Raw genomic sequence first — 25,634 nt, 5'->3', positions numbered from 1 at the left:
CCCTTCGCGTCCCCCTACGGGTCAGCCGCCGTGCCCGCCATGCCCGCCGTCTCCCTCCTCGTGGCTGCCGCCACCGTGCTGCGTGCCCTGCTCCAGGGTGCCGCCCAGCCGCCCGCGCAGGTCCGCCACGACGTCCTCGTGGCCGACGGCGACCCACTTGCGGCCGACGAGGTAGTAACCGCCGTAGTCCTTGGCCGTGTTGATCCACTCGCGCTGGCCCCGGTCGGTGGAGAAGGTGGCGAGGACGTACTTCTCGTCGCCCTCCTCGCAGATGGCCTGGCGGATGGTGTCCTCGTCGGTCTGCATGTTCGGGGCGCACTTCACCTCGGCGGCCAGGTGCTCCAGGCTGCCGGTGGCCGTCTCGGGCACGGCGGACCCGCCGTCCCCGTCGGATCCGCAGCCCGTCAGTGCCAGGAGCGCCGCCGCTCCGGCCAGCGCGAGCATCGGTCGGGTCAGCCTCATGTGTTCCTCCGGTCCGTTCCGGCGACATGCCGCACGGAGCCCCGGCGAGGGCTCTCGCCATCGATACGGCCACGGGGCGCGAACCACTCAGAATCCTGGTGCCGTTGCCGGCCCGCCCGTGCGAGAGTGACGCCGTGGACCAGGACTGGGAAGACCGTGTGACCGCCGCGTGGGCGACGTTCGACGACCTCGCCGAAGGAGACGCGGCCGCCTTCCGGGCGGTGATCGGCGCCCTCGCCGACGAGTTGCCCCCGGACAGTCCCCTCGGCCTGTTCGAGCGGGCCTGCGCCTGGGACTCCACGAGCCACTCCGACCGCGCGGTGCCGCTGTACCGCGAGGCGCTGGCGCGCGGCCTGGGCGGGGTCAGCCGCTACAAGGGCCGCCGGGCGAGGATCCAGCTCTCCAGTTCCCTGCGGAACACCGGACACCCACAGGAGGGCGTCGAGCTCCTGACTCCCGAACTGTCGGCGCCGTCCGACGAGTTGGACGACGCCGTCCGGGCCACGCTCGCCCTGTGCCTGTCGAGCACGGGCCGGGACCGTGAGGGCCTGTCGCTGGTGCTCGGCGCGCTCGCGCCCCATCTGCCGCGCTACCAGCGCTCGATGGCCGCCTACGCACGGCTGCTGGTGGAGCCCGGGGACTGACCCGGGCACGGTGACCAACCACCGATTCGCTCGTTCTGCTGAACGTGCAGTCACAGGATGTCGCCCCGCGCCCCGCACCGTCCTCCGCCTCCCCGGCCGGCCCGGTCGTCGACGTCGAGCAGGCCGAGGCCGCGCTCGTCGAGCACTACCCGCGCCTGGTCCGGCTCGCCTATCTGGTGCTGCCGCCGCGCCTCGGCCGGGGCCGCCGGGTGCTGACCGCGCACGCCCTCACCCAGCGCGCACTGCCCCGGAACCGGACGACGACCCCCGTGATCCCGGCCCAGCCGACCGGCCGCGAGGTGGACCCCGGCTACGCCCTGGTCCGCCTCCGGGTCGTCCGTGCGGCACTGGAGGCGGGCCTTCCGCTGAGGCGGCGGGCATGGCCCAAGCGTTCCCAGTTGCCGCCGCTGCTGCCCCAGGTGCGCGGACTCAAGCTCTTCCCGCGCTCCGGCGGCGCCGACGAGCTCGCCCTCGACCAGCGGCTGTCCGCCCTCTCCTCACCGGCCCGGGCGGCGTACGTGCTGCGGGGCCTGGAGAAGCTCCCCGACGACGGCGTCCGGCAGTTGCTCGGGGCCGCCGGGGTCGCCGACGCGCAGGCCGCGCTGCGGGAGGCCGACGAGGTGCCCGGCCAGTACGCGCTGCTCGGCTCCCCGGAGTTCGACCCCTGCTCGCTCCAGGCCCGGCCGACCGATCTGATGCGCCGCCGGCAGCACACGAAGGCCGCGCTGGTCGCCGGGGCGGCCCTGGTGGTGTGCGGGGCGCTGCTGGTACTGCCCGGCGACGGCTGGGGGCCGGACGGCGCCGCGGCCCCGCCGTACTCCCGAAACCCCGCGGCCCAGGCCGCCCTCGACCCGGCCGAGCTGACGAAGGTGGCCCCGGCCGCCTGGAAGACCTCCGCGCGCACCGACTTCTCGGTGTGGCCGGCCCGCGGGGACCTCACCGGTGACGAGGAACTGCTGCGCCGCGCCCTCGCCGTCTGGGCCCGGCCCGGGGAGAGCGTGGGGGTCTCGGCGACGCCGGGCACGCCGACCGGCGGTCCGTCCGGCCCGCCCCAGCTCCTGTACGCCGGGAACGTCGACAACGCCCGCGTGGTGATCCTGCACGACGGTCTGCGCATCGCCAGGTACGCCGAGCCGAAGGACGGCACGGCCGGTGCCGCCCTGGACTTCGCGCGCATCGACGGTGCCGGACGGGCGGAGGCGACCGCCGTCGTCCTGGGCCGGGCCGACGGCAACGTCCGCTACCTGACGGCGCCCTGGGTGACGAAGGCGGCCGGGCGGGACCTCACCGACCCGGACGCCGGTGCCCGGGACCTGACACTGACCGACGGTGTGACCTCGCCGGTGGCCAGCCCGGTGCAGCAGCGGTCCGACGGGTGCACGTCCTGGAACGCGCTGGAGCTGACCGACGGCTCGGACACCCGTCTGGTGACCGACCTGGGCGAGCTGGTGCCGGCCCGCCTCACCACCGGGCGTCCCGGCTCGGCGAAGGACGCCGCCGGTGCCGGGGCGCGGGACACCTGGGCGCCGTACGCCTGCTCGCTGGGCGCGGTGCGCGGGCGGGGCGTGCGGTCGGTGAACGCCTGGCGGTTCGCGGCGCAGCCGCTGCCCGACGCGAGCGGCTCGGCCGCCTGGGTGTGCACCCGTGCCGAGACCTGGCGGGGCGCCGGGACCCGGGTGATGGCCCAGTTCCGGACGCCGGGCGGGGCGCAGGGCGCGGTGGCGGCGAAGGCCCAGGACGTACCGGCGTGCGGCGAGCGCGATCCGCACGTGCTGGCCGGGGTGCTGTGGAAGTCGGAGGGCGGGCACTGGTACCTGCTCGCCGCCGGCGACCGCGACACCAAGTCGGTCGAGGCCACGGGCGGCATCAAGGACTCCGCCGACGGGAACCTGCTGACGGCGGGGGCCGAGCAGGGAGCGCAGGCCGAGCTGAAGGGCACCCTGGAGAGCGGCCGGACCATCGGCGGCCTGCGCTAGCCGGGGCATACGGCGCCAACCGGGGCGTGCGGGGGAGGTGCGCGGACCGCGCAACCGCTTCCCGCTGGTCGAGGCCCCCGCCTACGCCTTCGTGGCCGGCGGCATCGGCATCACGCCCGTCCTGCCGATGCTGCGGGCCCTGCCGGAGGGCACCGAGTGGCGGCTGCTGTACGGCGGGCGGACGCGGGCCTCGATGCCGTTCCTGGAGGAGATCGAGAAGCTGGATGCGGACCACGAGCGAAGCGAGACGGGGGTGCCCCCGGCCGAAGGCCCAGGGAGGGTCACCGTCGTCGCCGAGGACGAGGACGGGCGCCCGGGGCTCGACGCCTTCCTGGCGGACCTCCCCGAGGGCACGGCGGTGTACTGCTGCGGCCCGGAGGGCCTGATGGCGGCCGTCGGGGAACGCCTCCCGGCGGGCGTCACCCCGCACCTGGAGCGGTTCGCGCCGCGTACGACGGCCGGTGGCGACGGGGAGTTCGAGGTCGAGCTGCACCGCAGCGGGCGCACGCTCACCGTGGACGGGGACACCTCGGTGCTGGCCGCCGTGCGCGCCGAGCTGCCGAACACTCCGTACTCCTGTGAGCAGGGATGGTGCGGGACCTGCCAACAGAAGGTGCTGGAGGGCGAGATCGATCACCGCGACGAGCTGCTGACCGACTCGGAGCGCGGCGACTCGATGCTGATCTGCGTGTCCCGCGCCCGGGGGAACCGGCTCGTGCTGGACATGTGAACGCCTGTGCCCGGTCCGGCCCGTTCGAAGGCCGGATTCGATCGGTAAGGTGTTCGTATGACTATCGGGGTGCGCCGCAGGATGGGCGTCGAGGAGCGGCGGCAGCAGTTGATCGGCGTCGCGCTCGATCTGTTCAGCCGCCGCTCGCCCGACGAGGTCTCCATCGACGAGATAGCGTCGGCCGCGGGCATCTCGCGCCCGCTGGTCTACCACTACTTCCCCGGCAAACTCAGCTTGTACGAGGCCGCGTTGCAGCGTGCCTCGGACGATCTGGCGGCCCGGTTCGTGGAGCCGAGACAGGGCCCGCTGGGCGCGCGGCTGCTGCGCGTCATGGGCCGCTACTTCGACTTCGTCGACGAGCACGGGCCGGGTTTCTCGGCGCTGATGCGCGGCGGCCCGGCGGTCGGCTCCTCGACCACGAACGCGCTCGTCGACTCCGTACGGCAGGCCGCGTATGTCCAGATCCTTTCGCACCTGGGCGTCACCGATCCGCCCGCGCGCCTGGAACTGGTCGTCCGTTCCTGGATCTCGCTCGCCGAGTCGACGGCGCTGATCTGGCTGGACGGGCGCCGTATCCCGCGCGCCGAGCTGGAGGTCCAGCTCGTGCACGACTTCGCCGCGCTGATGGCGGTGAGCGCCGCCTACGACGAGGAGATGGGCGCCCTGCTGCGCCGTGTCATCGAGGCCGAGCCGGCCGACGGCCACTTCGGGGACCTGGTCGGCCGGCTCGTCGGGCTCGCGGGCTAGCTGCTCAGTTCTCGAACTTGCGGTACGACGGGTCCAGGTCGCGGACCTCGGCGGAGGCGTGCAGGGCGAGGCCGTCGCCCGGTTTCACGTACTGCCGCAGCAGTTCCAGGACGGCCTCGGTGAGACGTGCCCTGGTCTCCTCGGTGCGGCCCGCGAGCAGCCCGAGGGTGACGTGTACCACGGCGTGTCCCTCGGTGTCGGGGCCGACCGTGGTGTCCTCGGTCCGGCGGAACTGCGTCTTGCACGCCGGCGGCTTCGCGGCCGCGATGTCGACGACGGCGGTGTGCAGCGCCCGCGCGAACGCGGGCCGGTCGAAGTCGTCCGCGAGCCGGGCGGAGTAGTCGACGGTGATCTGCGGCATGAGCCCTCCCGTTGCGTGAACAGCAGGGCTCACCCTAACCGCAGTCCTACGGCCGTCAGCCGGCCCGCTCGAACACGGCGACCGTACGGCCCGGCACCGTGAACGTGCCGGTCTTCGCCGTGTACGAGGATTCCTTCACCACCGGGTCCGCGCCCGCCGCCTGCACCGGGTGCAGCCGGTAGCCGGTCCCGGCCGCCGCCTCGATCCGCTGCTCCCGCGGCTTCGGGGTGGCGTTGAAGACGACCACGAGGTCACCGAGGTCCATGGTGATCACGCCGGGTGTCTCGTCCGTCCCGGAGAGCGGGAAGGAGAGCCGGGACTGCACCTGCTCCGCCGTGGCGAGGGAGAAGTCCGGTTCGCTCGTGCGGATCCTCAGCAGGTCCCGGTACGCCGCCGAGGCGCCCGTGATCTGCGGGCAGCCGACCTCGACCGTGCCCAGCAGGGGCTCGGCGTACGGCCACTTGTCCCGGTTGTCGGCGGCCGGGGGCAGGCCGCGGCCGAAGCCGTTGCCGTCGGCACAGTTCCAGTGGATGGCGTTGAACCAGTCGCCGCTGTCGTACGAGTTGCGGTCCAGCGACTTGGAGCGCAGCAGGTCGGTTCCGGCCTGGGAGAGCGCCGGGCCCTGGGAGAGGCCCGCGGTCGCCATCGCGAGTACCTGCATGCGGGCCCGGTCGTCGGCGCTCACGGTCGCCGGCAGTTTGAAGGCGAGCGCGTCGAAGAGCGACTCGTTGTCGTGTGCGTCGGCGTAGGCGAGGGCGTCGCCCGGGGCCTCGGCGTATCCGGCGGGGGCGCCGTTGTAGTCGACCTCGGAGCCCTTGACCTCCTTTCCGTCGGTGTCCGTGAAGGTGTAGTCGGCGAGGTTGCCGGAGAGGCCGACCTTGATCAGGTCCTGGTAGTGCAGCAGGCGGGCCTTCTGCTCCGCCGGGGTGCCGTTGGCCTCGGAGGAGTTGGGCTCGGTGAACAGGCCCGAGGCGAAGCCCTGGACGCCGGGGTCCTCGTCGAAGGGGCCGCCGCCGCGCACGGCGTCGCGGGCGCGGTCGGAGAAGGTCGCGACGCCGGTGCCGGCCATGTTCTTCTGGGTGGCCTGCGTGAAGCGGGCGTCGTCGGCGACCTCGCCGAAGTTCCAGCCCTCGCCGTACAGGATGATCTTCTTGCCGTCGACGCCGTCCTTCTCGAGGGTGAGCGCGTCGAGGGCCTCGCGGGCGGCGAGGATGTTGGCCTTCGGGTGGTGGCCCATGAGGTCGAAGCGGAAGCCGTCGACCTTGTACTCCCTGGCCCAGGTGACGACCGAGTCGACGACCAGCTTGCCCATCATCGCGTTCTCGGTGGCGGTGTTCGCGCAGCAGGTGCTGTTCGCCACCGAGCCGTCGGCCAGGAGCCGCTGGTAGTAGCCGGGCACGATCCGGTCGAGGACGCTGGTCTTCGCCTGGCCGCTCGCCGCGGTGTGGTTGTAGACGACGTCCATGACGACCCGCAGGCCGTCCTCGTTCAGTGCCTTGACCATCTCGCGGAACTCGACCGTGCGGGCGGTGCCGTCCGGGTCGGTGGCGTAGGAGCCCTCGGGGACCGTGTAGTGGTAGGGGTCGTAGCCCCAGTTGTAGGCGTCCTTCGCGGCGGCCTTCGCCACGCACTCCTGCTGCTTGTCGGAGTCGGCCGGGAGCGCGGCGAGGTCGCAGTCGACGGTGGCCTGGTCGGACTTCCTCTCGGGGATGGTGGCGATGTCGAAGGCCGGGAGGAGGTGCACGTACGACGTGCCCGCCTCGGCCAGTTCGCGCAGGTGCTCGGAGCCGTCGCTGTCCTCGTCGGTGAAGGCGAGGTAGGTGCCGCGGTGGTCCGCGTCCGCCGTCCGGTCCGCGACGGAGAAGTCGCGGATGTGCAGCTCCTGGATCTGGGCGTCCCTGAGCGGTACCGCCTCGGGCTTGTCGTAGCCGTGCCAGCCGCGCGGGGTCAGGGAACGGTCGTCCAGGTCGACGACGAGGCTGCGCTCGGAGTCGGTGGTCAGGGCGAGCGAGTAGGGGTCGGTGACCTTGTTGGTGACGACCTCGCCGGCGCTCGGGGCCCACACCGTGACGGCGTAGCGGTAGGCCTTGCCCTTCCAGGACTTCGGGCCGGTGGCGGACCAGACGCCGGTGTCGTCGTCGCGCCGCATGCGGACGGTGCGGTCGCCGATCTCCAGCTTCACGCTCTGCGCGGTCGGCGCCCACACGGACAGCGTGGGCCGGCCGTGGCGGAAGACCGGCCCGAGGTCGGTTTTCGTGGCGTCGGCCGCGTAGAGGTCGTCCAGGGCGCCGGCGGTCTGCACGCCCGTCGCCGCGAGCAACGCGCCGTTGGCCGCGCGCTGGGAGGCGACGACCTGGCCGCGCAGGGCCTCGCGCACCCGGTCGCGGTCGCGCGGGTCGACGGACCAGGCGGTGTACTCCTTCAGGTGCGGGTACGCCGCCTTCTGGGCGTCGGTGAGGGCGGTCTCGGTGAGGCGGAGCCAGGTGGTCTCGTCGCCGACGGTCAGGGTGCCGTCCTCGGCCTTGACCGAGCCGGTGCGGGAGGCGAGCAGTTGGGTGGAGGCGGCGCCCCCGGAGCCGTTCCAGGCGACGGTGTTCCGGTCGATCCAGACCGCCTTGGCGGTGGTGAGGTCGACGGCCGCCGCCGAGCCGGCCGGCTGCGGCAGCAGGTACTTCTCCTCGCCGCTCACCAGCCACACCTCGTGGCCCTGGGCCTTGAGGTCGAGGGCCTGGTCGGTGGGCAGGTCCTTCTCGTCGCCCTTGTGGACGATGTAGCCGAGACTGTCGGCACCCTCGGTGAGCGGTACCTCGAAGACCGCGCCGTAGGAGTCGGTCCTCACCGGCGTCAGGGGCTTCGACCAGTCGGTGGGGTTCGCGGCGTCGCCCCAGGTGTGCAGGCCCCAGCCGTCGTAGTCCCCGTCGGCGCGGTGGTAGTGCAGGACGGCCTTGGTGGTGTCCGGGGCGGGGTGGTCGGGCCGTTCCGTGACGACCTGCTCCTCGCCCTGCTCGATCCAGACCTGGCCCGTCCGTGTGACGTCGATGGCGCGGTCGGCGGCGACGTCCTTGTCGCCGTCCTCGTCTATGACGAGGAAGTTGACGTCGGTCGCGCCGGGCCTGAGCTTGACGTAGGCGAAGGCGCCGTAGGCGTCCCGGCCGGTGAACGGGTGGCTCTTCGGCCACTCGGTGGCCTCGCCCTCGGCGAGGTCGCCCCAGGCGTACAGGCCCCAGTCGTCGTAGTTCCCGTCCTCCCGCTTGTAGTGGACGATCGCGTAGTCGCGGGAGGCGGCGGTCGGCGGCTGCTCGACGGGCGGGGTGCCGGTCGTCGAGGCGGCCGTGGTGCTCGCGGTGCGGCCCGCCGAGTCGACGACGACCGCCTTGTAGCGCAGGGCGGTGCCGGCCGGGGTGTCCTCGGCGATGGTGTGGGTGACCTTGTAGGGGGCGTGGTCGGCGGAGCCGAGGGTGCGCCACTTGCCGTCGCCGGTCTGGGCGGCGAAGACGACGCGGTTGAGCTGCCCGCCGTCGACGTCGGCCGTCAGCTCGACGGTGCCGGTGGCGCCGGGGTCCGGGGCGGTCAGGGTGACCGTCGGCTCGGTGGCGGGCTCGGCGAGTTGGCCCGCGGCCCCGAGGACGATGGCCGACCCGGCGGGGACGGTGACCGTGACCTTCTTGTCGGCGCCGGACCTCACGTCGTCGTCGGTGCCGTAGAGGCCACGGAACGCCATGTGCGGCGAGCCGGTCGCGAAGGTCGCGGTCCTCGCCTCGTCGGCGTTGTTGAAGGCGACGACGTACTCGGTGCCGCGTGCGGCGTCCGTGCGGGAGAAGGCGTAGACGCCGGCGCCGTCGGCCGCGTAGCGCTCGGTCTGGACCCCGTCGGCGAGGGCGGGGTGGGCCTTGCGCAGCTCGGCGAGCGCACTGATCTGCCGGTAGAGCGGTGCTCGCGTGTCGTACGCGTCGTCGGCGTGGGTGCGGCCGGTGCCGAGCTGGTCGTCGTCCAGGTAGTCGGCGGTACGGGAGGCGAACATCGGCTGGCGGGCGTCCTTGTCGCCGCCCGCGCCGGTGAAGCCCTGCTCGTCGCCGTAGTAGATCACCGGGTTGCCGCGGCCGAGGAACATCAGCTCGTTGGCGAGCCGGGCCTTCTTCAGCAGTTCGGCGTCGTTGGCCTCGGGGTCGTCCTGCTTGAGGAAGGTGCCGAAGCGGCCCATGTCGTGGTTGCCGAGGAAGGTGACCTGTTCGTAGGCGTTGGCCTTGTCGGTCGTGTACTTCCAGTCGTCACCGAAGACGGCCGCGAGCTTCCGGGCGCTGCCGCCCTGGGAGGCGTAGGCGCGGGCCGCGTCCTGGAAGGGGAAGTCCAGCGTGGAGTCCAGGCGGCCCTGGGTGACGTACGGGGAGGTGACGGCGGTGTCGGCGGAGTAGACCTCGCCGAACATGAAGAAGTCGTCCCGGCCCTTCTTCGCCGCGTAGGCGTCGAGCGCGGTGGCCCACTGGGTCCAGAACTCCATGTCGACGTGCTTCACGGTGTCGATCCGGAAGCCGTCGATGGCGAAGTCCTTCACCCACCGCTGGTAGATCTTCTCCATGCCGCTGACGACCTCGGGACGTTCGGTCCACAGGTCGTCGAGGCCGGAGAAGTCTCCGTAGGTGGCGGACTCGCCGGCCCAGGTCGAGTCGCCCCGGTTGTGGTACATCGCCGGGTCGTTGAGCCACTTCGGGACCTTGAGGTCCTTCTTCGCCGCGGGAACGACCGGCGTGCGGGGGAAGGAGCCGGCGTCCACGCGGGGGAAGCGCCGGGAGCCGTCCGCGTGGTCGGCGTCGTCGAAGGGTTCCCCGTCCCTGGTCAGGTACGGGAAGGCGCCCTTGGAGAGGTAGTCGTAGGACTTCTCCTCGTAGTCGACGACGTCGGCGGTGTGGTTGGTGATGACGTCGAAGAAGACCTTCATGCCCTTGGCGTGCGCCTTGGAGATGAGGTTCTTCAGGTCCTGGTTGGTGCCGAAGTGCGGGTCGACCTGGGTGAAGTCGGTGATCCAGTAGCCGTGGTAGCCGGCGGAGGCGTTCTCCCCGGTGCCCTGTACGGGCTGGTTCTTGAAGATGGGCGCCATCCAGATGGAGGTGGTGCCCAGGCCCTTGATGTAGTCGAGCTTCTGGGTGAGGCCCTTGAGGTCGCCGCCCTGGTAGAAGCCCTTGTCGGTGGGGTCGTAGCCGGTGGCGAGGCGGGTGCCGGTCAGGCCGCCCCTGTCGTTGCGGGTGTCGCCGTTGGCGAAGCGGTCCGGCAGGACGAAGTAGAACTGCTCACGGGTGAGGTCGTGGCGGGCGTCGGCCTCGGCGAGCCTGGCGTCGGACGGGGGCGGGGGCGGGGCGTCGGCCCGCGCGGCGAGGGGCGGGAGGAGGGCTGCGGCGAGCGCGGCCACGGTGACGGCCGCGACCCGTCTCGCTCGTGCGGTGCGGCGCGCGTCAGGCACCGGCCTTCTCGGTATCACGGCGTGAGCTCCTTGCGATGACGGCTCGATCGGGTCCGACCCCGGCGAGACGGTAACGCCCGCGCAAGACTTGCGGCAAGGGTCGTGAAAGCAGCGGTAAGAACTTTCACGAACTCTCACGACCCCTGCCCGGTACGTCCGTTCAGCAGGCGGACTTGCCCGCGTGCAGCGCGAGCGCCGTGTGGGCGCCGAGCGTCGCGGTGAACTGGCCGGAGCCGTTCACGGTCACCGGCCTGCCGCTCTGGACGTCGCAGTACGTCCCGGCCGGCAGCGAGGTCTGGTAGGTGCGGGTCAGGGCGCCCGACTCGTGGTTGACGACGACGTAGCCCTTGCTGCCGCGCCCGAAGGCGATGGCGTCGTTGCCGTTGTCCCACCAGTTCGTGACGGCCTGCCCCCGGGTGGCGTTGCGGAAGGCGACCATCGACTTGATCTCCGGCCAGGCGTGCTGGCACTTCCAGCCGTCCTGCCAGCAGGCGTCGACCCGGCCGCCGTTCGGCGGTCCGGCGTCGTGGTCCGACCACTCGTAGCCGGAGTTGACGTCGGGGGCGCCGTAGGGCCAGGCCAGCATGAAGACGTTGGCCAGGGTGTAGGTGGCGTTGTCCTTGTAGCTGAGCGTGGAGCCGTTGCGCTCGGTGTCGTGGTTGTCGACGAAGACACCGGCGACGCCGCTGTTCAGGTACCCCCAGCCCTCGCCGTAGTTCTTCAGGTAGGCGAGGTTCTCGTTGTTGAAGACGCGCTTGAGGTCGTAGGCGTAGCGGAACTCCTGCACGTCGCCGTTGCCGGTGTACTCGCCCGGCTGGACGGCCTCTCCGGCACCGTGGATGACCTCCTGCTTCCAGTACACGCCCGGGTTGCTCAGCCGGGACTTGACGTCGGCGAGGTCCGAGGCCGGGATGTGCTTGGCCGCGTCGACGCGGAAGCCGTCGACGCCGAGGGAGAGCAGGTCGTTCAGGTATCCGGCGATCTTCCCGCGGACGTAGTCCTCGCCGGTGTCGAGGTCGGCGAGGCCGACCAGCTCGCAGTGCTGGACGTTGTACCGGTCTCCGTAGTTGTTGATCTCCGAGCGGCAGTCGTCGAAGTCGTACGAGGAGTAGAGGCCCGGGTAGTCGTACTTGCCGTACGAGGAGCCGCCGGTGCCGGTGCCGCCGCCCGCCGACATGTGGTTGACCACGGCGTCGGCGACGACCTTCACACCGGCCGCGTGGCAGGTGTCCACCATGTCCTTGAAGGCGGCGCGGTCGCCGAGCCGCCCGGCGATCCGGTAGCTGACGGGCTGGTACGAGGTCCACCACTGCCCGCCCTGTATGTGCTCGGCGGGCGGGGAGACCTGGACGTAGCCGTATCCGGCGGGACCGAGGGTGTTCGTGCACTCCCGGGCCACGGAGGCGAAGTTCCACTCGAAGAGGACCGCGGTGACGTCCTTGGCGCCGGGCGGGGAGGCCTGCGCGGACGTCGGGGTCATGACAAGGGTGGCCGCCGCCAGAGCGACGGCCCCCGTGAGGGCTGTGCGTGCCATGTGGGGTTTCCTTCATCGTCGAAGGCGTTGGGGGGAGCCGAAGGTGCCCGGAGGCCCGCTTGAAGACTCTTGCTGAAACCTTCAGAAACCTTGCGGTGACGCAGATGTTAAGGGTTCACCGACCGAAAGGGCAGCGGTCGGGGCGAAGTCGGGGTGAGAAGTTCCGCCGGGGAGCCGGCGCCGGGGCGCTGTCAGTGCCCGGCCGCATACTGCCCCCATGCGGATCACCGAGGAAGCGCTCAAGCAGGCCTGGCACCGACTGGCCGCGGGCTCCGACCTGCTCGACGACGCCATGTTCCCGCCCACCGGCACGTCGTACGGGCAGTACGAGGAGCATGTGGAGGACGGGTACACCGGCCTCTTCCTCGTCCTCGAGGAGGACGGCACGGTGTGGGGCCACAGCGGCCCCTACGACGAGGTCTTCGTCGCCGAGGGCCTGGACGAGGCGCTGTACTGCCTCGCCGAGGAGGCCGTCCGCGGGCTCGACGGGACGGTCACCGGCCGGGCCGGGCTGATGGACCGGATAGACGCCGGCTGGGGCCGCAGGTTCCGCGGCGGCGGCGCGGACGGTACGGCGCCCGCGCCGCCGTGCGGACGCGACCCGCTGGAGGGCTTCGCCTGGATCGCCGGCTCGTGGCGCGAGCAGGCCCCCTACACCAATCTCACCTTCTTCCGCGGCGAGCGGGTCAGTGCCGAGCGGATCGCCCTGCTCCACGGAGCCGACCCCGAGCAGGTCGCCGCCGGGACACGCCTGTCGGACCTGCGCGGTGCGGACGGCCGCGCCGACTGGGACACGCTCGGGAAGTCGTACTGTTTCGGGCAGACGGGCGACTGGACGTTCCTGCTGTACCACGACACGCCGCCCGGCGCCTGGGCCGACGCCGACGCCTTCGCCGAGCTGGGGATCACGGAGACCGTGTGCCTGAGCGCCTGTTCCGCGAAGGCCATCTACACCTTCGACTACGTGCGCGACGGCCACCGCGTCGACGACGGCGGAATCATCGAACTGATCTGGTACGACCGGGGCCGCTCCCCCTTCGACCGGCGCGGACCGCTCGACTTCGTCAACCGGGCCATCCGCCGCGCCGAACTGGACCACCCCGAGCTGACCGACGAGTTCGCGCTGTACTTCCACGCCCTGGAGACCTCGCTGGGTCTGGGACTGCCCCGCGAGGACATCGAGGAGGGGACGGTCCGGGCCGCCCGGTGGGCGCGGCGCGACGGCTGACGGGCGTCAGCCGCGCACCGGGCGAGGGGCCCGCCGCTCCCCGGGGGAAACGGCGGGCCCCTCGGTGGGCGGGCGGTCAGGCCCGCGACCACCACACCGTCGTGTCCGCCGGCACCTTCGCCTCGCCGGCCGCCTCGGTCACCTCACCGCTGGCCAGCAGCACCCGCCCGTACGCGGGCGTCGCCACCGACTCGCCGGTGGTGTTGGCCACGCACACGAACTCCCCGCGCCGGAAGGCGACGACGCCCTCGGGCGCGCGCAGCCACTCGACGGCGTCGCCCGCGCCCAGGTCGGGCTGCTCGCGGCGCACCGCCAGCGCGGCGCGGTACAGCTCCAGGGTGGAGCCGGGCTCGCCGGTCTGCGCCTCGACACTCAGCTCCCCCCAGCCCGCCGGCTGCGGCAGCCAACTGCCGCCGTCGCCGAAGCCGTACGACGATCCCGTGCGCGTCCAGGGGATCGGCACCCGGCAGCCGTCGCGGAAGCCGTCCTGCCCGGCGCCCCGGAAGTACGCCGGGTCCTGGCGCACCTCGTCGGGGAGGTCGACGACGTCCGGCAGGCCCAGCTCCTCGCCCTGGTAGACGTAGGCCGAGCCGGGCAGCGCCAGCATCAGCAGGGTCGCCGCGCGCGCCCGCCGCAGCCCCAGTTCACGGTCGCCGGCCAGGCGGATCTGGGTGCCGAGGCCGGGCGGGTTGGCGAAGCGGGTGGCGTGCCGGGTGACGTCGTGGTTGGACAGGACCCAGGTGGCGGGCGCGCCGACCGGGCGCATGGCGTCCAGCGTGCGGTCGATGACCGTGCGCAGCTCCTCGGCGTCCCAGTGGGTGCCCAGGTACTGGAAGTTGAAGGCCTGGTGCAGCTCGTCGGGACGGACGTAGTTGGCCGTGCGCTCGACGGTCGGGGTCCACGCCTCGGCGACGAAGATGCGCCCGCCCGTCTCCCGCCCCCGCCCTTGTGCGGAAGGCCCTCCGGGCCCCATCGCATCGGAGTACTCGTCGAGGATCAGCCGCCACTGGCGGTAGATGTCGTGCACGCCGTCCTGGTCGAAGAACGGCATGACATCGTTGCCCAGCAGCTTCAACTGCTCGTGCGATCCGAGGTCGGGCAGGCCCTTGGCCTTCACCATGCCGTGGGCGACGTCGATGCGGAAGCCGTCCACGCCCATGTCCAGCCAGAACCGCAGGATCGAGCGGAACTCGTCGCCGACGGCCGGGTGCTCCCAGTTGAAGTCGGGCTGCTCGGGGGCGAACAGGTGCAGGTACCACTCCCCCGGCGTGCCGTCGGGCTCGGTGACCCGGGTCCAGGCGGGTCCGCCGAAGACGGACTCCCAGTCGTTGGGCGGCAGTTCGCCGTTCTCGCCCTTGCCGGGGCGGAAGTGGTAGCGGTCCCGGGACGGCGAGCCGGGGCCCTCGGCGAGGGCGCGCTTGAACCACTCGTACTGGTCGGAGGAGTGGTTCGGGACCAGGTCGACGATGATGCGCAGGTCCAGCGCGTGGGCGTCGCGGATCAGCGCGTCGGCGTCCAGCAGGGAGCCGAACATGGGGTCGACGGCCCGGTAGTCGGCGACGTCGTAGCCGGCGTCGGCCTGCGGAGAGGCGTAGAAGGGGCTGAGCCACACGGCGTCCACGCCCAGGTCGCGCAGGTACGGCAGGCGGGTGCGGACACCCTCCAGGTCGCCCATGCCGTCGCCGTTGCTGTCGGCGAAGCTGCGCGGGTACACCTGGTAGATGACCGCGTCCCGCCACCAGTCGCGGCGCCCCGCGACGGTGGCGGTGGCGGAGGTGGGGGCCGGTGCGGCGGAGTGCTGCTGGCTCATGGCGTCCTTGTACGTAACGGTGGTCTGGTCATGGATGCGTGGGTGGGGGACGAGGCGGCCGGCCGCGGTGCGGCGGGGTCGGATGGGCACCGCGGCCGGACGTTTTCCCCCGTCGGGCGTCAGCCCTTGGTGCCGCCGGCGGTCAGGCCGGTGACCAGGTTCTTCTGCACGAGGTAGAAGAACGCGGAGACGGGTATCGCGACGAGCACGGCGGTGGCGGCCATCAGATGGCGCTGCGCGTCGTGTTCGCTGACGAAGCTCTGCAGACCGACCGCGAAGGTGTACTTCGTGTCGCTCAGCATGAACGTCGAGGCGAAGGCGACCTCGCCGAACGCGGTGATGAAGCTGTAGAAGCCGGCCACCGCGAGGCCCGGCCGGGCGAGCGGCAGGATCAGCCGGAAGAAGGTGCCGAAGGGGTTCAGCCCGTCGACGCGGCCCGCCTCGTCGATCTCGAACGGGATGGTGTCGAAGTAGCCCTTGAGCAGCCACGCGCAGTACGGCACCGCGGTCGAGCAGTAGACGAGGATCAGACCGAGGTAGCTGTCGACGAGCTGGAGCTCGGACAGGATCTGGTACATCGGCACGATCAGCACGGCGATGGGGAACATCTGGGTGACCAGGAGTACCCACATGAGCTTGCGGTAGCCCGGGAAGCGCATCCGCGAGACCGCGTAACCGGTGGTCGCGGCGACCATGACGCCGATGACCGTGGTGCCCAGCGAGACGATCAGCGAACTCTTCAGCCAGTCGAAGAACTGCGTGTGCTGGAGCACGAACGCGTAGTTGTCGAAGGTCATCTTCGACCAGATGCGCTCGGGGTGCAGGTAGTCGTTCTTGTCCGGGCCGAGGGAGAGGTAGACCAGCCAGGCGACGGGGAAGAGCGCGATGAGGCTCGCGACGGTCAGGACGCCGTGGGAGGCGAGGGACGCGGCGCGGCCGCGTTCGCCGCGGCCACGCACCCGGCGGGGCGGCGCGGTGGACGCGGTGACCTGCTCGGCCGGGGCCTTGGTCGGCGCGGTGGTGGTACTCATGGCGGCTCCTGCCTCAGTTCGCGAGCTGCTGCTCATTGCGGTTCAGCCAGCGGCGGTAGAAGGAGGTGAAGACGATCAGGATGGCCAGCAGCAGGATGCCGTAGGCCGCGGACTGCGCGAAGTCGCGTGGTTGCTGCCCGAAGCCCAGGTGGTACGCCCAGGTGACGAGGATCTGCGCGTCGGGAGCGGTGTTGCCGAACAGCAGGAAGATCACGGCGAACTGGTTGAAGGTCCAGATGATGCCGAGCAGGACGACGGTGGAGCTGACGGACCTGAGGCCGGGCAGGGTGACGAAGCGGAACCGCTGCCAGGCGTTCGCGCCGTCCATCTCGGCGGCCTCGTAGAGGCTGTTGTCGATGGACTGCAGGCCGCCGAGGAGCGAGACCATCATGAACGGCACGCCGCACCAGGTGTTGACCATGATCGCGGAGAACCGCTGCCAGAAGGTGTCCTCGAGCCACGCGGGGGTCGGCAGGTGCAGCCAGTCCAGGGCCGAGTTGACGATGCCGGCGTCGGCGAGCATGAAGCGCCAGCCGAAGACGGTGACGAAGGTGGGCACGGCCCACGGCAGGACCAGGATCAGCCGGTAGAAGGTGCGGCCGCGCAGGTTCTGGTTGAGCAGCAGGGCGAGGCCGAGGCCGATGAAGAAGTGCAGGCCGACGCAGACCGCCGTCCACACGATGGTCCAGATGAAGTGCGACCAGAAGCGGTCGTAGGCGGTCGGGCCCCACAGGATGTCGGCGTAGTTGTCCAGGCCGATGAACTCGTAGGTGGCCTCGATCTCGTTGACGCCGATGGTGCGCCCGGTGTTGAGGCTGTTGGCGTCGGTGAGGGTGAGGTAGAGGCCGTACCCCAGCGGGTACAGCACGAGGACGCCGATCACGACGGCCACCGGCGCGATCATGGCGTAGGCGTACCAGTGCTTCTGGTAGCCGTCTTTCAGACGCCGGCCAAGGCCGGGCCGCGGGGTGCGGTCACCGCGGCGCTTGCCGGTCGCGCGGTCGATGGCGACTGTCATGGTTCGACACCTTCGGGAGCATCTGGACGAGCGGGACGTGCGGGACGATCAAGGGGTGCGGCGCGCAGGCCGGTGGCCGCCGGGTCCCCTCCCCCCACAGCGGGGGACCCGGCGGCCACCCGGAGTCACTTGCTGAAGTCCGGCACCAGCTTGGCGATCGCCGTCTCGGCGTCGCTCAGACCCTCGTCCAGGGACTGCTTGCCGCCGGCGATCTGCGGCAGCTCGTCGTCGAGCGGGGTCCACAGGGAGCTGTACTCCGGCAGGGCGGGGCGCGGCTGGGCGGCGGGCAGGACCGTCTGGAAGCCGGCGATGCCCGGGTCGGCCTTGACCTCGTCGGTGTAGGCGTCGTCGCGCGTCGGCAGCGTGGAGTTCTTCAGGGCGATGGTCTCCTGGGACTTCGCCGAGGTCATGAACTTCACGAACTTCAGCGACGCCTCCTGGTGGGCCTTGTCCGAGCCGGCGTACACCGACAGGTTGTGGCCGCCGGTCGGGGCGCCCGCCTTGCCGGTGGAGCCGGCCGGGACGGTGGCGATGCCGAGGTTGCTCTTGTCCTTGAAGGCGGAGCCCTTGTAGAAGTTGGTGATCTCCCACGGCCCCTGGATGATCGAGGCGACCTTGCCGCTGACGAACGCCTCCTGGATGTGGGCGTAGGCGTCGGCGGTGACGTCGGCCTTGTGCAGGCCCTCGCCCTCGAACAGGCTCAGCCAGGTGCCGTACGCCTTCTTCGCCTCGGGCGAGTTGACGGTGATCTTCTTGGCGTCGGCGTCGACCGTGTCGGTGCCCTCGCCGTAGAGGAACGGCTGCGCGTAGTAGCCGGCCGTGGAGGCCCAGTAGCCGTCGACGCCGGTCTTGTCCTTGATGGTGGCGGCGGCCTTCTTCAGGTCGTCCCAGGTCTTGGGAACCTCGACGCCGGCCTTCTCGAACAGTTCCTTGTTGTAGACGAAGGCGAGGGTGTCGGTGACCAGCGGGACGCCGTAGGTCTTGCCCTCGTACTTGGCCTGCTCGATCAGGTTGGGCTGGAACTCGTCCTGGTCGGCGAGGGCCTCGGTGCCGTCCAGCGGCAGGAAGAAGCCCTTCTTGGCGAAGGCGGGGGTCCAGCCGACCTCGGCGCGCAGCACGTCGGGGGCGCCCTTGGAACCGGCGGCGGTGTCGAACTTGTTCTGCGCCTGGTCGAAGGGGACGTTGACGAAGTTGACCTTGATGCCCTTGTTGGCGGCCTCGAACTCCTTGACCAGGGCCTTGTAGGTCGGCGACTCGTTGGTCGCGTTCGAGGTGTCCCAGTACGTGATGGTGACCGGTCCGCCCGACTCGCTGTCGCTGTCGCCGTCCCCGCCGCACGCCGTCGCCGCGAGAGCGAGGGACGCCACCAGCGCGGTGGCCGCTATGCCACGCCGCATGAGTTCTCCTTGAGGGTGAAAGCCCGTGTGGTGCAGGGTGCGGGCCCGTCCGCCGCTCCTGCCGCTGCCGACCGCGTCGTTGCCGCCGTCGGGCGACGTGAACGTAACAGCGCTGTAAGCCCGGCGAAAGGTCTTGCAGCAAAAAAGTGCAAGAGATCTCCGAAGTTATCCGGGCGTGACCTCCTGGCGACCGTCATGAGACGCTTGTTTACGGGGTCGAGCGGTATCGGGCCGGTTGTGCAAGACTCTGCAAGCTCTTGCCACCACTTCCTGAGGGAGCGCGATGACGCAGCAGCCCGCGCCGGGGCGTCCGACGGGCCGTCCAACAGGCCGCCCACGGCGCCCGATCGGTGTGCAAGGCGGCGGCCGACAGGTACAGTCCACCCCTGTGACCACACGGCTTGCCGACATCGCTGCCCAGGCGGGGGTGAGCGAAGCGACCGTCAGCCGCGTCCTCAACGGGAAGCCGGGCGTCGCCGCCACCACCCGCCAGTCCGTTCTCGCCGCTCTCGACGTGCTGGGCTACGAGCGCCCCGTCAGGCTGCGGCAGCGCAGCGAGGGCCTGGTGGGTCTGATCACCCCGGAGCTGGAGAACCCGATATTCCCGGCGCTGGCCCAGGTCATCGGCCAGGCGCTGACGCGCCAGGGCTACACGCCGGTCCTCGCCACCCAGACCCCGGGCGGTTCCACGGAGGACGAGCTGACGGAGATGCTGGTCGACCGCGGGGTCGCCGGCATCATCTACGTCTCCGGTCTGCACGCCGACACCACCGCCGACATGCAGCGCTACGAACGGCTGCGCGCACAGGGCGTGCCGTTCGTCCTCGTCGACGGTTTCTCGTCCAAGGTGCAGGCGCCGTTCATCTCCCCCGACGACCGCGCCGCGATGAGCCTCGCCGTCACACACCTCGTCTCGCTGGGGCACACCCGCATCGGGCTGGCCCTCGGCCCCAAGCGGTTCGTGCCGGTGCAGCGCAAGATCGAGGGCTTCGTCCGCACCGTCCAGGACCAACTGGAGCTGAGTGCCGAGACCGTGGAGACGGAACTCGTCCAGCACTCGCTCTACACCCTGGAGGGGGGCCAGGCGGCGGCCACCGCGCTCATCGAGCGCGACTGCACGGCGGTGGTCTGCGCCAGCGACATGATGGCGCTGGGCGCGATACGGGCGGCCCGCCAGCGCGGCCTGGAGGTACCCAAGGACTTCTCGGTCGTCGGCTTCGACGACTCGCCGCTGATCGCCTTCACCGACCCGCCGCTGACGACCGTCCGCAAGCCGGTCCCGGCGATGGGGCAGGCGGCGGTGCGCACCCTGCTGGAGGAGATCGGCGGGACGCCCGCGCCGCACAGCGAGTTCGTGTTCATGCCGGAGCTGGTGGTGCGCGGCTCTACGGCGTCGGCGCCGGGCGAGCGCAACCGGACCTGATCCCGGCCCCCGAGGCGGGCGGATGCGGCCCGGATCCGACGGGGGGATGATCGGTGGGAGAGTGCTTTTCTGGCAGACTTCATACCTATGGGTGACGCGACCGTGAGGACCACGGAACGCCTGGAAGAGGCCGTTCCGCACCCCGTCACGGAGGAGACGGGGCGGGGTGCGCTGCGCCGGCTCCGCGCCCCGCGCCGACCCCGGCTGTGGTTCGAGATCCTGCTGATCGCCGTCAGTTACTGGACGTACTCCCTCGTCCGGAACGCGGTACCGGAGCAGCGGGCGCAGGCGCTGCGCAACGCCGACTGGATCTGGCGCGTCGAGCAGCAGCTCGGCATCGCCGTCGAGCAGGCCGTCAATCACGCCGTGAACTCGGTGACTTGGCTGGTCGTCGGCATGAACTACTACTACGCCACGCTGCACTTCGTGGTGACCCTGAGTGTGCTGGTGTGGCTGTACCGCAGTCATCCCGGGCGGTACTCGGCGACCCGGCTCGTGCTGTTCGCCACGACGGGCGTCGCCCTGGCCGGTTACTACCTGTATCCGCTCGCCCCGCCCCGCCTGATGAACGGCGGGCACTTCATCGACACGGTGATGGTCCACGAGACGTGGGGTTCGATGGCGTCCGGCGACCTGAAGAACATGTCCAACCAGTACGCGGCGATGCCGTCGATGCACATCGGGTGGTCGGTGTGGTGCGGGCTGACGATCTTCGCGCTGGCCTCGGTGCCGTGGGTGCGGGTGCTGGGGCTGGCGTATCCGGCGCTCACGCTGGTCGTGATCGTCGCCACCGCCAACCACTTCTGGCTGGACGCGGTGGGCGGGGTGCTGTGTCTCGGGTTCGGGTACATGGTGGCGGCCGCCTGGTACGGGCGGCTGCCGCACGCGTTGCCGCGGACGGTGGCGACGCGGTGGGAACCGGTCGCCCACGCGGGCGTGGCACCGACCCCGTCCGGCGTGCGGGGACGGTCGTTCAGGTCGCCCGAGGAGCGCGGGTGACCTCCCAGGCCGCCTCGATCATCCGGAAGATCTCGTCCAGCGCCGCCTCCGGATCGGGCGCCTCCCGGGCCAGCGCATAGGCGTCGATCGCGAACCTCGCGATCGTCCGGCACACCGTCGTGCTCCGTGACAGGCCGGGATCGGCGGCGATGACCGCCGCCAGCGACTCCGCGTGGCGCAGCCTCATCGACTCCTCGTACTCCCGCAGGGCGGGCGATCCGTCGATCATGCGCCGGATCGGGGCGGCGCCGTCCGCCGTGCAGTGCCGCACCAGGGCCAGGACCTCGCGGCGCAGCGCCGGGACGAGCGACTCGTCCGGCGCCCGGCCGGTGACCGCCTGCGTGAGGCGTCGCTCGAAGTCCCGGTCCTGCTCGAACACCAGGGCCTCTTTCGAGGCGAAGTGGGAGAAGAGCGTGGTGACGGCCACGTCGGCCTCGGCGGCCACGTCCCTGATGCCCACCGCGTCGTAGCCGCGTTCCAGGAACAGCCGCAGGGCGGCGTCGGCGATCTTCTGGCGGGTCGCGGCCTTCTTGCGCTCCCTGCGCCCGGTCGGCACGGTCATGCCTCTGACACTACCAAATGCGAAGGCGTAACGGTTGCTTTAAGCTAACCGTTAGCGCTACGGTCGGCGGCATGAAGAAAGTGATCTTCGCCGAGTTCGGCGGTCCGGACGTCCTGCGACTCACAGAGGCCGAGGAGCCCCACGCGGGCCCCGGCCGGATACGCGTCGCCGTGCGCGCGGCGGGTGTGAACCCCGTCGACTGGAGGGTCCGCGAGGGCCAGATGCTCAAGGCCCATCCGATCGAGTTGCCCGCCGGAGTCGGGCTGGACGCGGCGGGTGTGGTGGACGAGGTCGGCGAGGGCGTCGAAGGCGTCGAGGTCGGCGACCGGGTGTTCGGCGAGGGCTCGAGCACCTATGCCGAGTTCGCCGTGCTGGACGCCTGGGCCCGGATGCCCGAGGGGCTGACGTTCGAAGAGGCCGCCGGATACCCCTCGGTGGTGGAGACCGCACTGCGCGTCATCCGCGAGACCGGCGTGCGGTCCGGGCAGACCCTGCTGGTCAGCGGCGCGTCCGGGGGTGTCGGATCGGCGGTGTTGCAGATCGCCCGCGACCGCGGCATCACGGTGATCGGCACGGCCGGGGCCGCGAACCAGGACTATCTGCGGAGCCTGGGCGCCCTCGCCACGACGTACGGCGAGGGCTGGGTCGAACGGGTGCGGCGGCTCGGCCGGGTCGACGCGGCTCTCGATCTGGCCGGCTCGGGCGTGATCCGCGAACTGGTCGGGCTGACGGGGGACCCGGACAAGGTGGTGTCCATCGCCGACCTCGCCGCGCCGGAGTACGGTGTCCGGTTCTCCGGCGTGGCCGGGAGCGTGCCGGACGCGCTCGCCGAGGCCGTCGCCCTCATCTCACGGGGAAGGCTCCACATCCCGGTCGAGAAGTCGTACCCGCTCGCCGAGGCCGCCGCGGCGCACATCGACAGCCAGGCCGGTCACACGCGCGGGCGCCGGGTCCTGGTCGTCTGAGCCCTCGCCCACCCGGCCGCACGGCCCGGCGGCGGGCACCGGAGCGGGTCCGGTCCGGCACGTCCCGCCGTGGGTCCGGTCCGGCACATCCCGCCGTCCCTCGCGGGGCGGGCGGGACGTGCCGGACCGGACCTCAGGAGGCGTAGAACAGGTCCTCCACCACCGCCCGGGCCCGGCGGGCCGTGCGGCGGTACTCGTCGAGCATGTCGCCCGCGTGGCCGGGTCCGTGGCCCAGGTAGCGGCCCACCGCCGCCAGCTCGCGGGGGTCGGTCGGGAAGGTGTCGGCGGCCCGGCCGCGTACCAGCATCACCGCGTTGCGGACGCGCGTCGCGAGGACCCACGCCTCGTCGAGCGTCCCGGCGTTCTCCGCCGAGATGAGCCCGGCGGCGCAGGCGGCGGACAGGGCCTGCCGCGTCCGGGTGGTCCGCAGCCCCCGCTCCGTGTGCCCGTGCCGCAACTGGAGCAACTGCACGGTCCACTCCACGTCGGACAGCCCGCCCGGCCCCAGCTTGGCGTGCAGCTTGGGGTCGGCGCCGCGCGGCAGCCGCTCGGACTCCATCCGGGCCTTGAGCCGCCGGATCTCCCGTACGGCGTCCTCCCCGAGCCCGTCCGCCGGGTACCGCAGGGGGTCGACCAGCTCGACGAACCGGCGCCCGAGGTCCGCGTCGCCGGCGACGAACTCGGCCCGCAGCAGCGCGTGCCGCTCCCACACCAGCGACCAGCGCCGGTAGTAGGCCTCGTACGACTTCAGGGTCCGCACCAGCGGGCCGGACTTGCCCTCGGGCCGCAGGTCGGCGTCGATGAGGAGGGGCGGGTCGGCGCTGGAGACCTGGAGCAGGCGGCGCATCTCGGAGACGACCCTGCCCGCCGCGTCCGCCGCCTCCCGCTCGCCGGCTCCGTCCCGCGGCTCGTGCACGAACAGCACGTCCGCGTCCGAGCCGTAGCCCAGCTCGTGCCCGCCGAACCGGCCCATGCCGATGATCGCGAACCGGGTCGGCAGCGTGTCGCCCCAGCCTTCCCGCACGACGGCCCGCAGCGTCCCGGCCAGGGTCGCCGCCGTCAGGTCGGACACGGCACCGCCGACCAGGTCCACCAGGGCGCCCTGGTCGGCCTCGACGGGCTGCGCCTCGGTGCCGTAGGAACCGACGATGTCCGCGGCGGCCGTACGGAACAGCTCCCGGCGCCGGACCCCGCGTGCCGCCGTCACCGCCTGCACCGCTCCGTCGGCGCGGCGGACCGCGGCCAGTATCTCCTGCTCCAACTGGAGCCGCCCGCGCGGCGCCAGCCCTCCGGCGTTGCCGTCCCCGAGCAGCGCGACGGCCTCGGGCGCCCGCATCAGCAGGTCGGGGGCGAGCCGCCCGGCGGAGAGCACGCGGGCGAGGTTCTCGGCCGCCGCGCCCTCGTCCCGCAGCAGCCGCAGGTACCAGGGCGTCTGGCCGAGCGCGTCGGAGACCTTGCGGAAGTTGAGCAGGCCGGTGTCCGGGTCGGCGGAGTCGGCGAACCAGCCGAGCAGCACCGGCAGCAGGGTCCGCTGGATGGCCGCCTTGCGGGTGACGCCGGACGCCAGCGCCTCCAGGTGCCGCAGCGCGGCGGCCGGGTCGGCGTACCCGAGGGCGACCATCCGCTCCCGCGCCGCCTCGGCGCTCAGCCGGGCCTCGCCGGGCGCCAGTTGGGCCACGGCGTCGAGCAGCGGCCGGTAGAACAGCTTCTCGTGCAGCCGGCGTACGACGGAGGCGTGCCGCCTCCAGGCGCGCAGCAGCCCGGCGACCGGGTCGGTGCGCAGGCCGAGGGAGCGGCCGAGGCGGCGCAGGTCGGCCTCCTCCTCGGGCACGAGGTGGGTGCGCCGCAGCCGGTGGAGCTGGATGCGGTGCTCCATGGAGCGCAGGAAGCGGTACGCCTCGTCGAGCTGGGCGGCGTCCGCGCGGCCCACGTACCCGCCCGCGGCTAGGGCCTCCAGCGCGTCCAGCGTCGTACCGCTGTGCAGGGAGGTGTCGGAGCGGCCGTGCACGAGCTGGAGGAGCTGCACGGCGAACTCGACGTCCCGCAGGCCCCCCGGGCCGAGCTTGAGCTGCCGGTCGACCTCGGCGACGGGGATGGTCTCCACCACCCTGCGGCGCATCTTCTGCACGTCCGGGACGAAGTTCTCCCGGTCGGCGGCCTGCCACACCAGGGGCTGGAGGGCGGCGACGTACTCGGCGCCGAGCCCGGGGTCGCCGGCCACCGGGCGGGCCTTGAGCAGCGCCTGGAACTCCCAGGTCTTGGCCCACCGCTGGTAGTAGGCGAGATGGCTGCTGAGGGTGCGCACCAGCGGGCCGTTGCGGCCCTCGGGGCGGAGGTTGGCGTCGACGGGCCAGATGGAGCCCTCGACGGTGGTCTCGGAGCAGATCCGCATCAGGTGCGAGGCGAGCGCGGTCGCGGCCCGCATCGCTCTGGCCTCGTCGTCGGTGCCCCCGGTGCCTTCCGCGGGTTCGCCCACGAAGATCACGTCCACGTCGGAGACGTAGTTCAGCTCGTGTCCGCCGCACTTGCCCATCGCGATCACCGCGAGCCGGCACCGCGCGGCGTCCTCGGGCGCGGCGGCCTCGGCGAGGGCGAGGGCGGCGCGCAGGGTGGCGGTGGCGAGGTCGGCCAGCTCGGCGGCGGTCTCGGCGACGTCGATGGTGCCGCACACGTCACGGGCGGCGATGGACAGCAGGCAGCGCCGGTAGGCGACGCGCAGGGAGACCGGGTCGGTGGCCTCGGCGAGGCCGTACTCGAACTCCGCCACCCCGCGGTGCAGGTCCCGCGGCTCGTAGGTGACCAGGGCCTGCCAGTCCCCGGCGTGCCGGGCGAGGTGGTCGGCGAGCGCCTCGGAGGCGCCGAGCACACCGAGGAGGCGGTCGCGCAGCGGCTTGGACGCTATCAGGGTGTCCAGCAGCTCCCTGCGTGCGGTGGGGTCCGGCTGCGCCTCCAGGAGCCGGACCAGGCCGTGCAGGGCGAGGTCCGGGTCGGCGGTGGCGCCCAACGCCTCCAGCAGCACCGGGTCGTTGCGCACCGGTGCCAGCTCCACGCCGTCCAGCAGCCGCTCGGCGGCCGAGGGATCCGTGAAGCCGTGCCGCAGCAGCCGCGTGAAGGTACTGCTCCTGCGCCCCGGCGCCGTCATCTCGGCCTCCTGTCGGACCTGTGGGATCAAGGTCGTACGGCCCGAGCGTAACCGGGGAGCCGCGCGCGAGCGCTGGGACGTACCGGTGCCGGTCCCGGCCTCGGGCCGTCCCGGTCCCGGCCTCGGGCCCGCTGTCCGGTGGCCCGCTGC

At 72.0% G+C, this 25,634-nt stretch carries 17 protein-coding genes and 1 pseudogene; 8 read left to right on the top strand and 10 right to left on the bottom strand.

The genetic code is table 11. The features are described from left to right. Window positions 1-21 precede the first annotated feature (21 nt). Window positions 22-462, bottom strand: coding sequence for a hypothetical protein (locus B1H29_RS26265; protein WP_055416592.1), 441 nt, complete (start codon window positions 460-462; stop codon window positions 22-24). Between the two features lie 134 nt (window positions 463-596). Between B1H29_RS26265 and B1H29_RS26260 the strand changes: the two genes are divergently transcribed. The 4 genes and pseudogenes from B1H29_RS26260 (at window position 597) to B1H29_RS26245 (ending at window position 4,559) form a co-directional block, all read left to right on the top strand. Continuing rightward, window positions 597-1,106: a tetratricopeptide repeat protein gene (locus B1H29_RS26260; protein ID WP_055416593.1), complete on the top strand. Its 510-nt coding sequence runs from the start codon at window positions 597-599 to the stop codon at window positions 1,104-1,106. A 44-nt stretch (window positions 1,107-1,150) separates the two neighbouring features. After that, on the top strand, window positions 1,151-3,082 hold the full coding sequence (locus tag B1H29_RS26255; protein ID WP_055416594.1) for a hypothetical protein: 1,932 nt from the start codon (window positions 1,151-1,153) through the stop codon (window positions 3,080-3,082). A gap of 16 nt (window positions 3,083-3,098) precedes the next feature. Beyond that, window positions 3,099-3,812 (top strand): annotated as a pseudogene (locus B1H29_RS26250) (flavin reductase family protein); the annotation flags it as partial. A gap of 57 nt (window positions 3,813-3,869) precedes the next feature. Further along, complete coding sequence (locus B1H29_RS26245) at window positions 3,870-4,559, top strand: TetR/AcrR family transcriptional regulator (RefSeq protein ID WP_079160475.1); 690 nt, start codon at window positions 3,870-3,872, stop codon at window positions 4,557-4,559. A 4-nt stretch (window positions 4,560-4,563) separates the two neighbouring features. On the opposite strand, the gene B1H29_RS26240 is transcribed toward B1H29_RS26245, so the two are convergent. The 3 genes from B1H29_RS26240 to B1H29_RS26230 all read right to left on the bottom strand — a co-directional run bounded on the left by B1H29_RS26240 (window position 4,564) and on the right by B1H29_RS26230 (window position 11,909). Further along, entirely contained in the window at window positions 4,564-4,920 is a 357-nt protein-coding gene (locus tag B1H29_RS26240; protein WP_055416596.1) for a 5-carboxymethyl-2-hydroxymuconate Delta-isomerase, read from the bottom strand. A gap of 55 nt (window positions 4,921-4,975) precedes the next feature. Next, on the bottom strand, window positions 4,976-10,393 hold the full coding sequence (gene pulA, locus B1H29_RS26235) for a pullulanase-type alpha-1,6-glucosidase (RefSeq protein ID WP_055416597.1): 5,418 nt from the start codon (window positions 10,391-10,393) through the stop codon (window positions 4,976-4,978). Window positions 10,394-10,535: 142 nt separating this feature from the next. Then, complete coding sequence (locus B1H29_RS26230; RefSeq protein ID WP_079160473.1) at window positions 10,536-11,909, bottom strand: alpha-amylase; 1,374 nt, start codon at window positions 11,907-11,909, stop codon at window positions 10,536-10,538. 217 nt (window positions 11,910-12,126) lie between these two features. Between B1H29_RS26230 and B1H29_RS26225 the strand changes: the two genes are divergently transcribed. Beyond that, window positions 12,127-13,137 (top strand): hypothetical protein, encoded by a 1,011-nt coding sequence (locus B1H29_RS26225; protein ID WP_055416598.1) that lies wholly within the window; start codon window positions 12,127-12,129, stop codon window positions 13,135-13,137. A 76-nt stretch (window positions 13,138-13,213) separates the two neighbouring features. On the opposite strand, the gene B1H29_RS26220 is transcribed toward B1H29_RS26225, so the two are convergent. The 4 genes from B1H29_RS26220 to B1H29_RS26205 all read right to left on the bottom strand — a co-directional run bounded on the left by B1H29_RS26220 (window position 13,214) and on the right by B1H29_RS26205 (window position 18,393). Then, entirely contained in the window at window positions 13,214-14,947 is a 1,734-nt protein-coding gene (locus tag B1H29_RS26220; protein WP_055416599.1) for a glycoside hydrolase family 13 protein, read from the bottom strand. 119 nt (window positions 14,948-15,066) lie between these two features. After that, window positions 15,067-15,978, bottom strand: coding sequence for a sugar ABC transporter permease (locus B1H29_RS26215; RefSeq protein ID WP_055416600.1), 912 nt, complete (start codon window positions 15,976-15,978; stop codon window positions 15,067-15,069). 13 nt (window positions 15,979-15,991) lie between these two features. Next, window positions 15,992-16,996 carry a carbohydrate ABC transporter permease gene (locus B1H29_RS26210; protein ID WP_055416601.1) on the bottom strand — a complete coding sequence of 335 codons (1,005 nt, stop codon included), beginning with the start codon at window positions 16,994-16,996 and terminating at the stop codon, window positions 15,992-15,994. 125 nt (window positions 16,997-17,121) lie between these two features. Beyond that, entirely contained in the window at window positions 17,122-18,393 is a 1,272-nt protein-coding gene (locus B1H29_RS26205; protein WP_055416602.1) for an extracellular solute-binding protein, read from the bottom strand. Between the two features lie 388 nt (window positions 18,394-18,781). Between B1H29_RS26205 and B1H29_RS26200 the strand changes: the two genes are divergently transcribed. Beyond that, a complete protein-coding gene (locus tag B1H29_RS26200; protein WP_055416603.1) occupies window positions 18,782-19,816 on the top strand; it encodes a LacI family DNA-binding transcriptional regulator in 1,035 nt (344 codons plus the stop codon). Window positions 19,817-19,903: 87 nt separating this feature from the next. Continuing rightward, a complete protein-coding gene (locus B1H29_RS26195; protein ID WP_234392945.1) occupies window positions 19,904-20,815 on the top strand; it encodes a phosphatase PAP2 family protein in 912 nt (303 codons plus the stop codon). Here the strand turns inward: B1H29_RS26195 and B1H29_RS26190 are convergent. After that, window positions 20,790-21,377, bottom strand: coding sequence for a TetR/AcrR family transcriptional regulator (locus B1H29_RS26190; protein ID WP_055416604.1), 588 nt, complete (start codon window positions 21,375-21,377; stop codon window positions 20,790-20,792). The genes B1H29_RS26195 and B1H29_RS26190 overlap by 26 nt on opposite strands. A gap of 71 nt (window positions 21,378-21,448) precedes the next feature. On the opposite strand from B1H29_RS26190, the gene B1H29_RS26185 reads away from it, so the two are divergent. Then, window positions 21,449-22,342 carry an NADP-dependent oxidoreductase gene (locus B1H29_RS26185; RefSeq protein ID WP_055416605.1) on the top strand — a complete coding sequence of 298 codons (894 nt, stop codon included), beginning with the start codon at window positions 21,449-21,451 and terminating at the stop codon, window positions 22,340-22,342. Window positions 22,343-22,475: 133 nt separating this feature from the next. Here the strand turns inward: B1H29_RS26185 and B1H29_RS26180 are convergent, their stop codons facing one another. Further along, complete coding sequence (locus B1H29_RS26180; RefSeq protein ID WP_055416606.1) at window positions 22,476-25,484, bottom strand: bifunctional [glutamine synthetase] adenylyltransferase/[glutamine synthetase]-adenylyl-L-tyrosine phosphorylase; 3,009 nt, start codon at window positions 25,482-25,484, stop codon at window positions 22,476-22,478. Between the last annotated feature and the right edge of the window lie 150 nt (window positions 25,485-25,634).

Origin of the sequence: Streptomyces pactum (assembly GCF_002005225.1) — a bacterium.
Taxonomy (GTDB): Bacteria; Actinomycetota; Actinomycetes; order Streptomycetales; family Streptomycetaceae; genus Streptomyces; species Streptomyces pactum_A.
The sequence above is the reverse complement of the archived record's forward strand: the minus strand, read 5'-3'. Positions and strand labels throughout refer to the sequence as shown.

Coding starts and splice junctions, on each gene's coding strand:
- B1H29_RS26265 (WP_055416592.1), bottom strand. CDS start 462: ATGAGGCTGACCCGACCGATGCTCGCGCTGGCCGGAGCGGCGGCGCTC.
- B1H29_RS26245 (WP_079160475.1), top strand. CDS start 3,870: ATGACTATCGGGGTGCGCCGCAGGATGGGCGTCGAGGAGCGGCGGCAG.
- B1H29_RS26240 (WP_055416596.1), bottom strand. CDS start 4,920: ATGCCGCAGATCACCGTCGACTACTCCGCCCGGCTCGCGGACGACTTC.
- B1H29_RS26230 (WP_079160473.1), bottom strand. CDS start 11,909: ATGGCACGCACAGCCCTCACGGGGGCCGTCGCTCTGGCGGCGGCCACC.
- B1H29_RS26225 (WP_055416598.1), top strand. CDS start 12,127: ATGCGGATCACCGAGGAAGCGCTCAAGCAGGCCTGGCACCGACTGGCC.
- B1H29_RS26220 (WP_055416599.1), bottom strand. CDS start 14,947: ATGAGCCAGCAGCACTCCGCCGCACCGGCCCCCACCTCCGCCACCGCC.
- B1H29_RS26215 (WP_055416600.1), bottom strand. CDS start 15,978: ATGAGTACCACCACCGCGCCGACCAAGGCCCCGGCCGAGCAGGTCACC.
- B1H29_RS26210 (WP_055416601.1), bottom strand. CDS start 16,996: ATGACAGTCGCCATCGACCGCGCGACCGGCAAGCGCCGCGGTGACCGC.
- B1H29_RS26205 (WP_055416602.1), bottom strand. CDS start 18,393: ATGCGGCGTGGCATAGCGGCCACCGCGCTGGTGGCGTCCCTCGCTCTC.
- B1H29_RS26195 (WP_234392945.1), top strand. CDS start 19,904: ATGGGTGACGCGACCGTGAGGACCACGGAACGCCTGGAAGAGGCCGTT.
- B1H29_RS26190 (WP_055416604.1), bottom strand. CDS start 21,377: ATGACCGTGCCGACCGGGCGCAGGGAGCGCAAGAAGGCCGCGACCCGC.
- B1H29_RS26185 (WP_055416605.1), top strand. CDS start 21,449: ATGAAGAAAGTGATCTTCGCCGAGTTCGGCGGTCCGGACGTCCTGCGA.
- B1H29_RS26180 (WP_055416606.1), bottom strand. CDS start 25,484: ATGACGGCGCCGGGGCGCAGGAGCAGTACCTTCACGCGGCTGCTGCGG.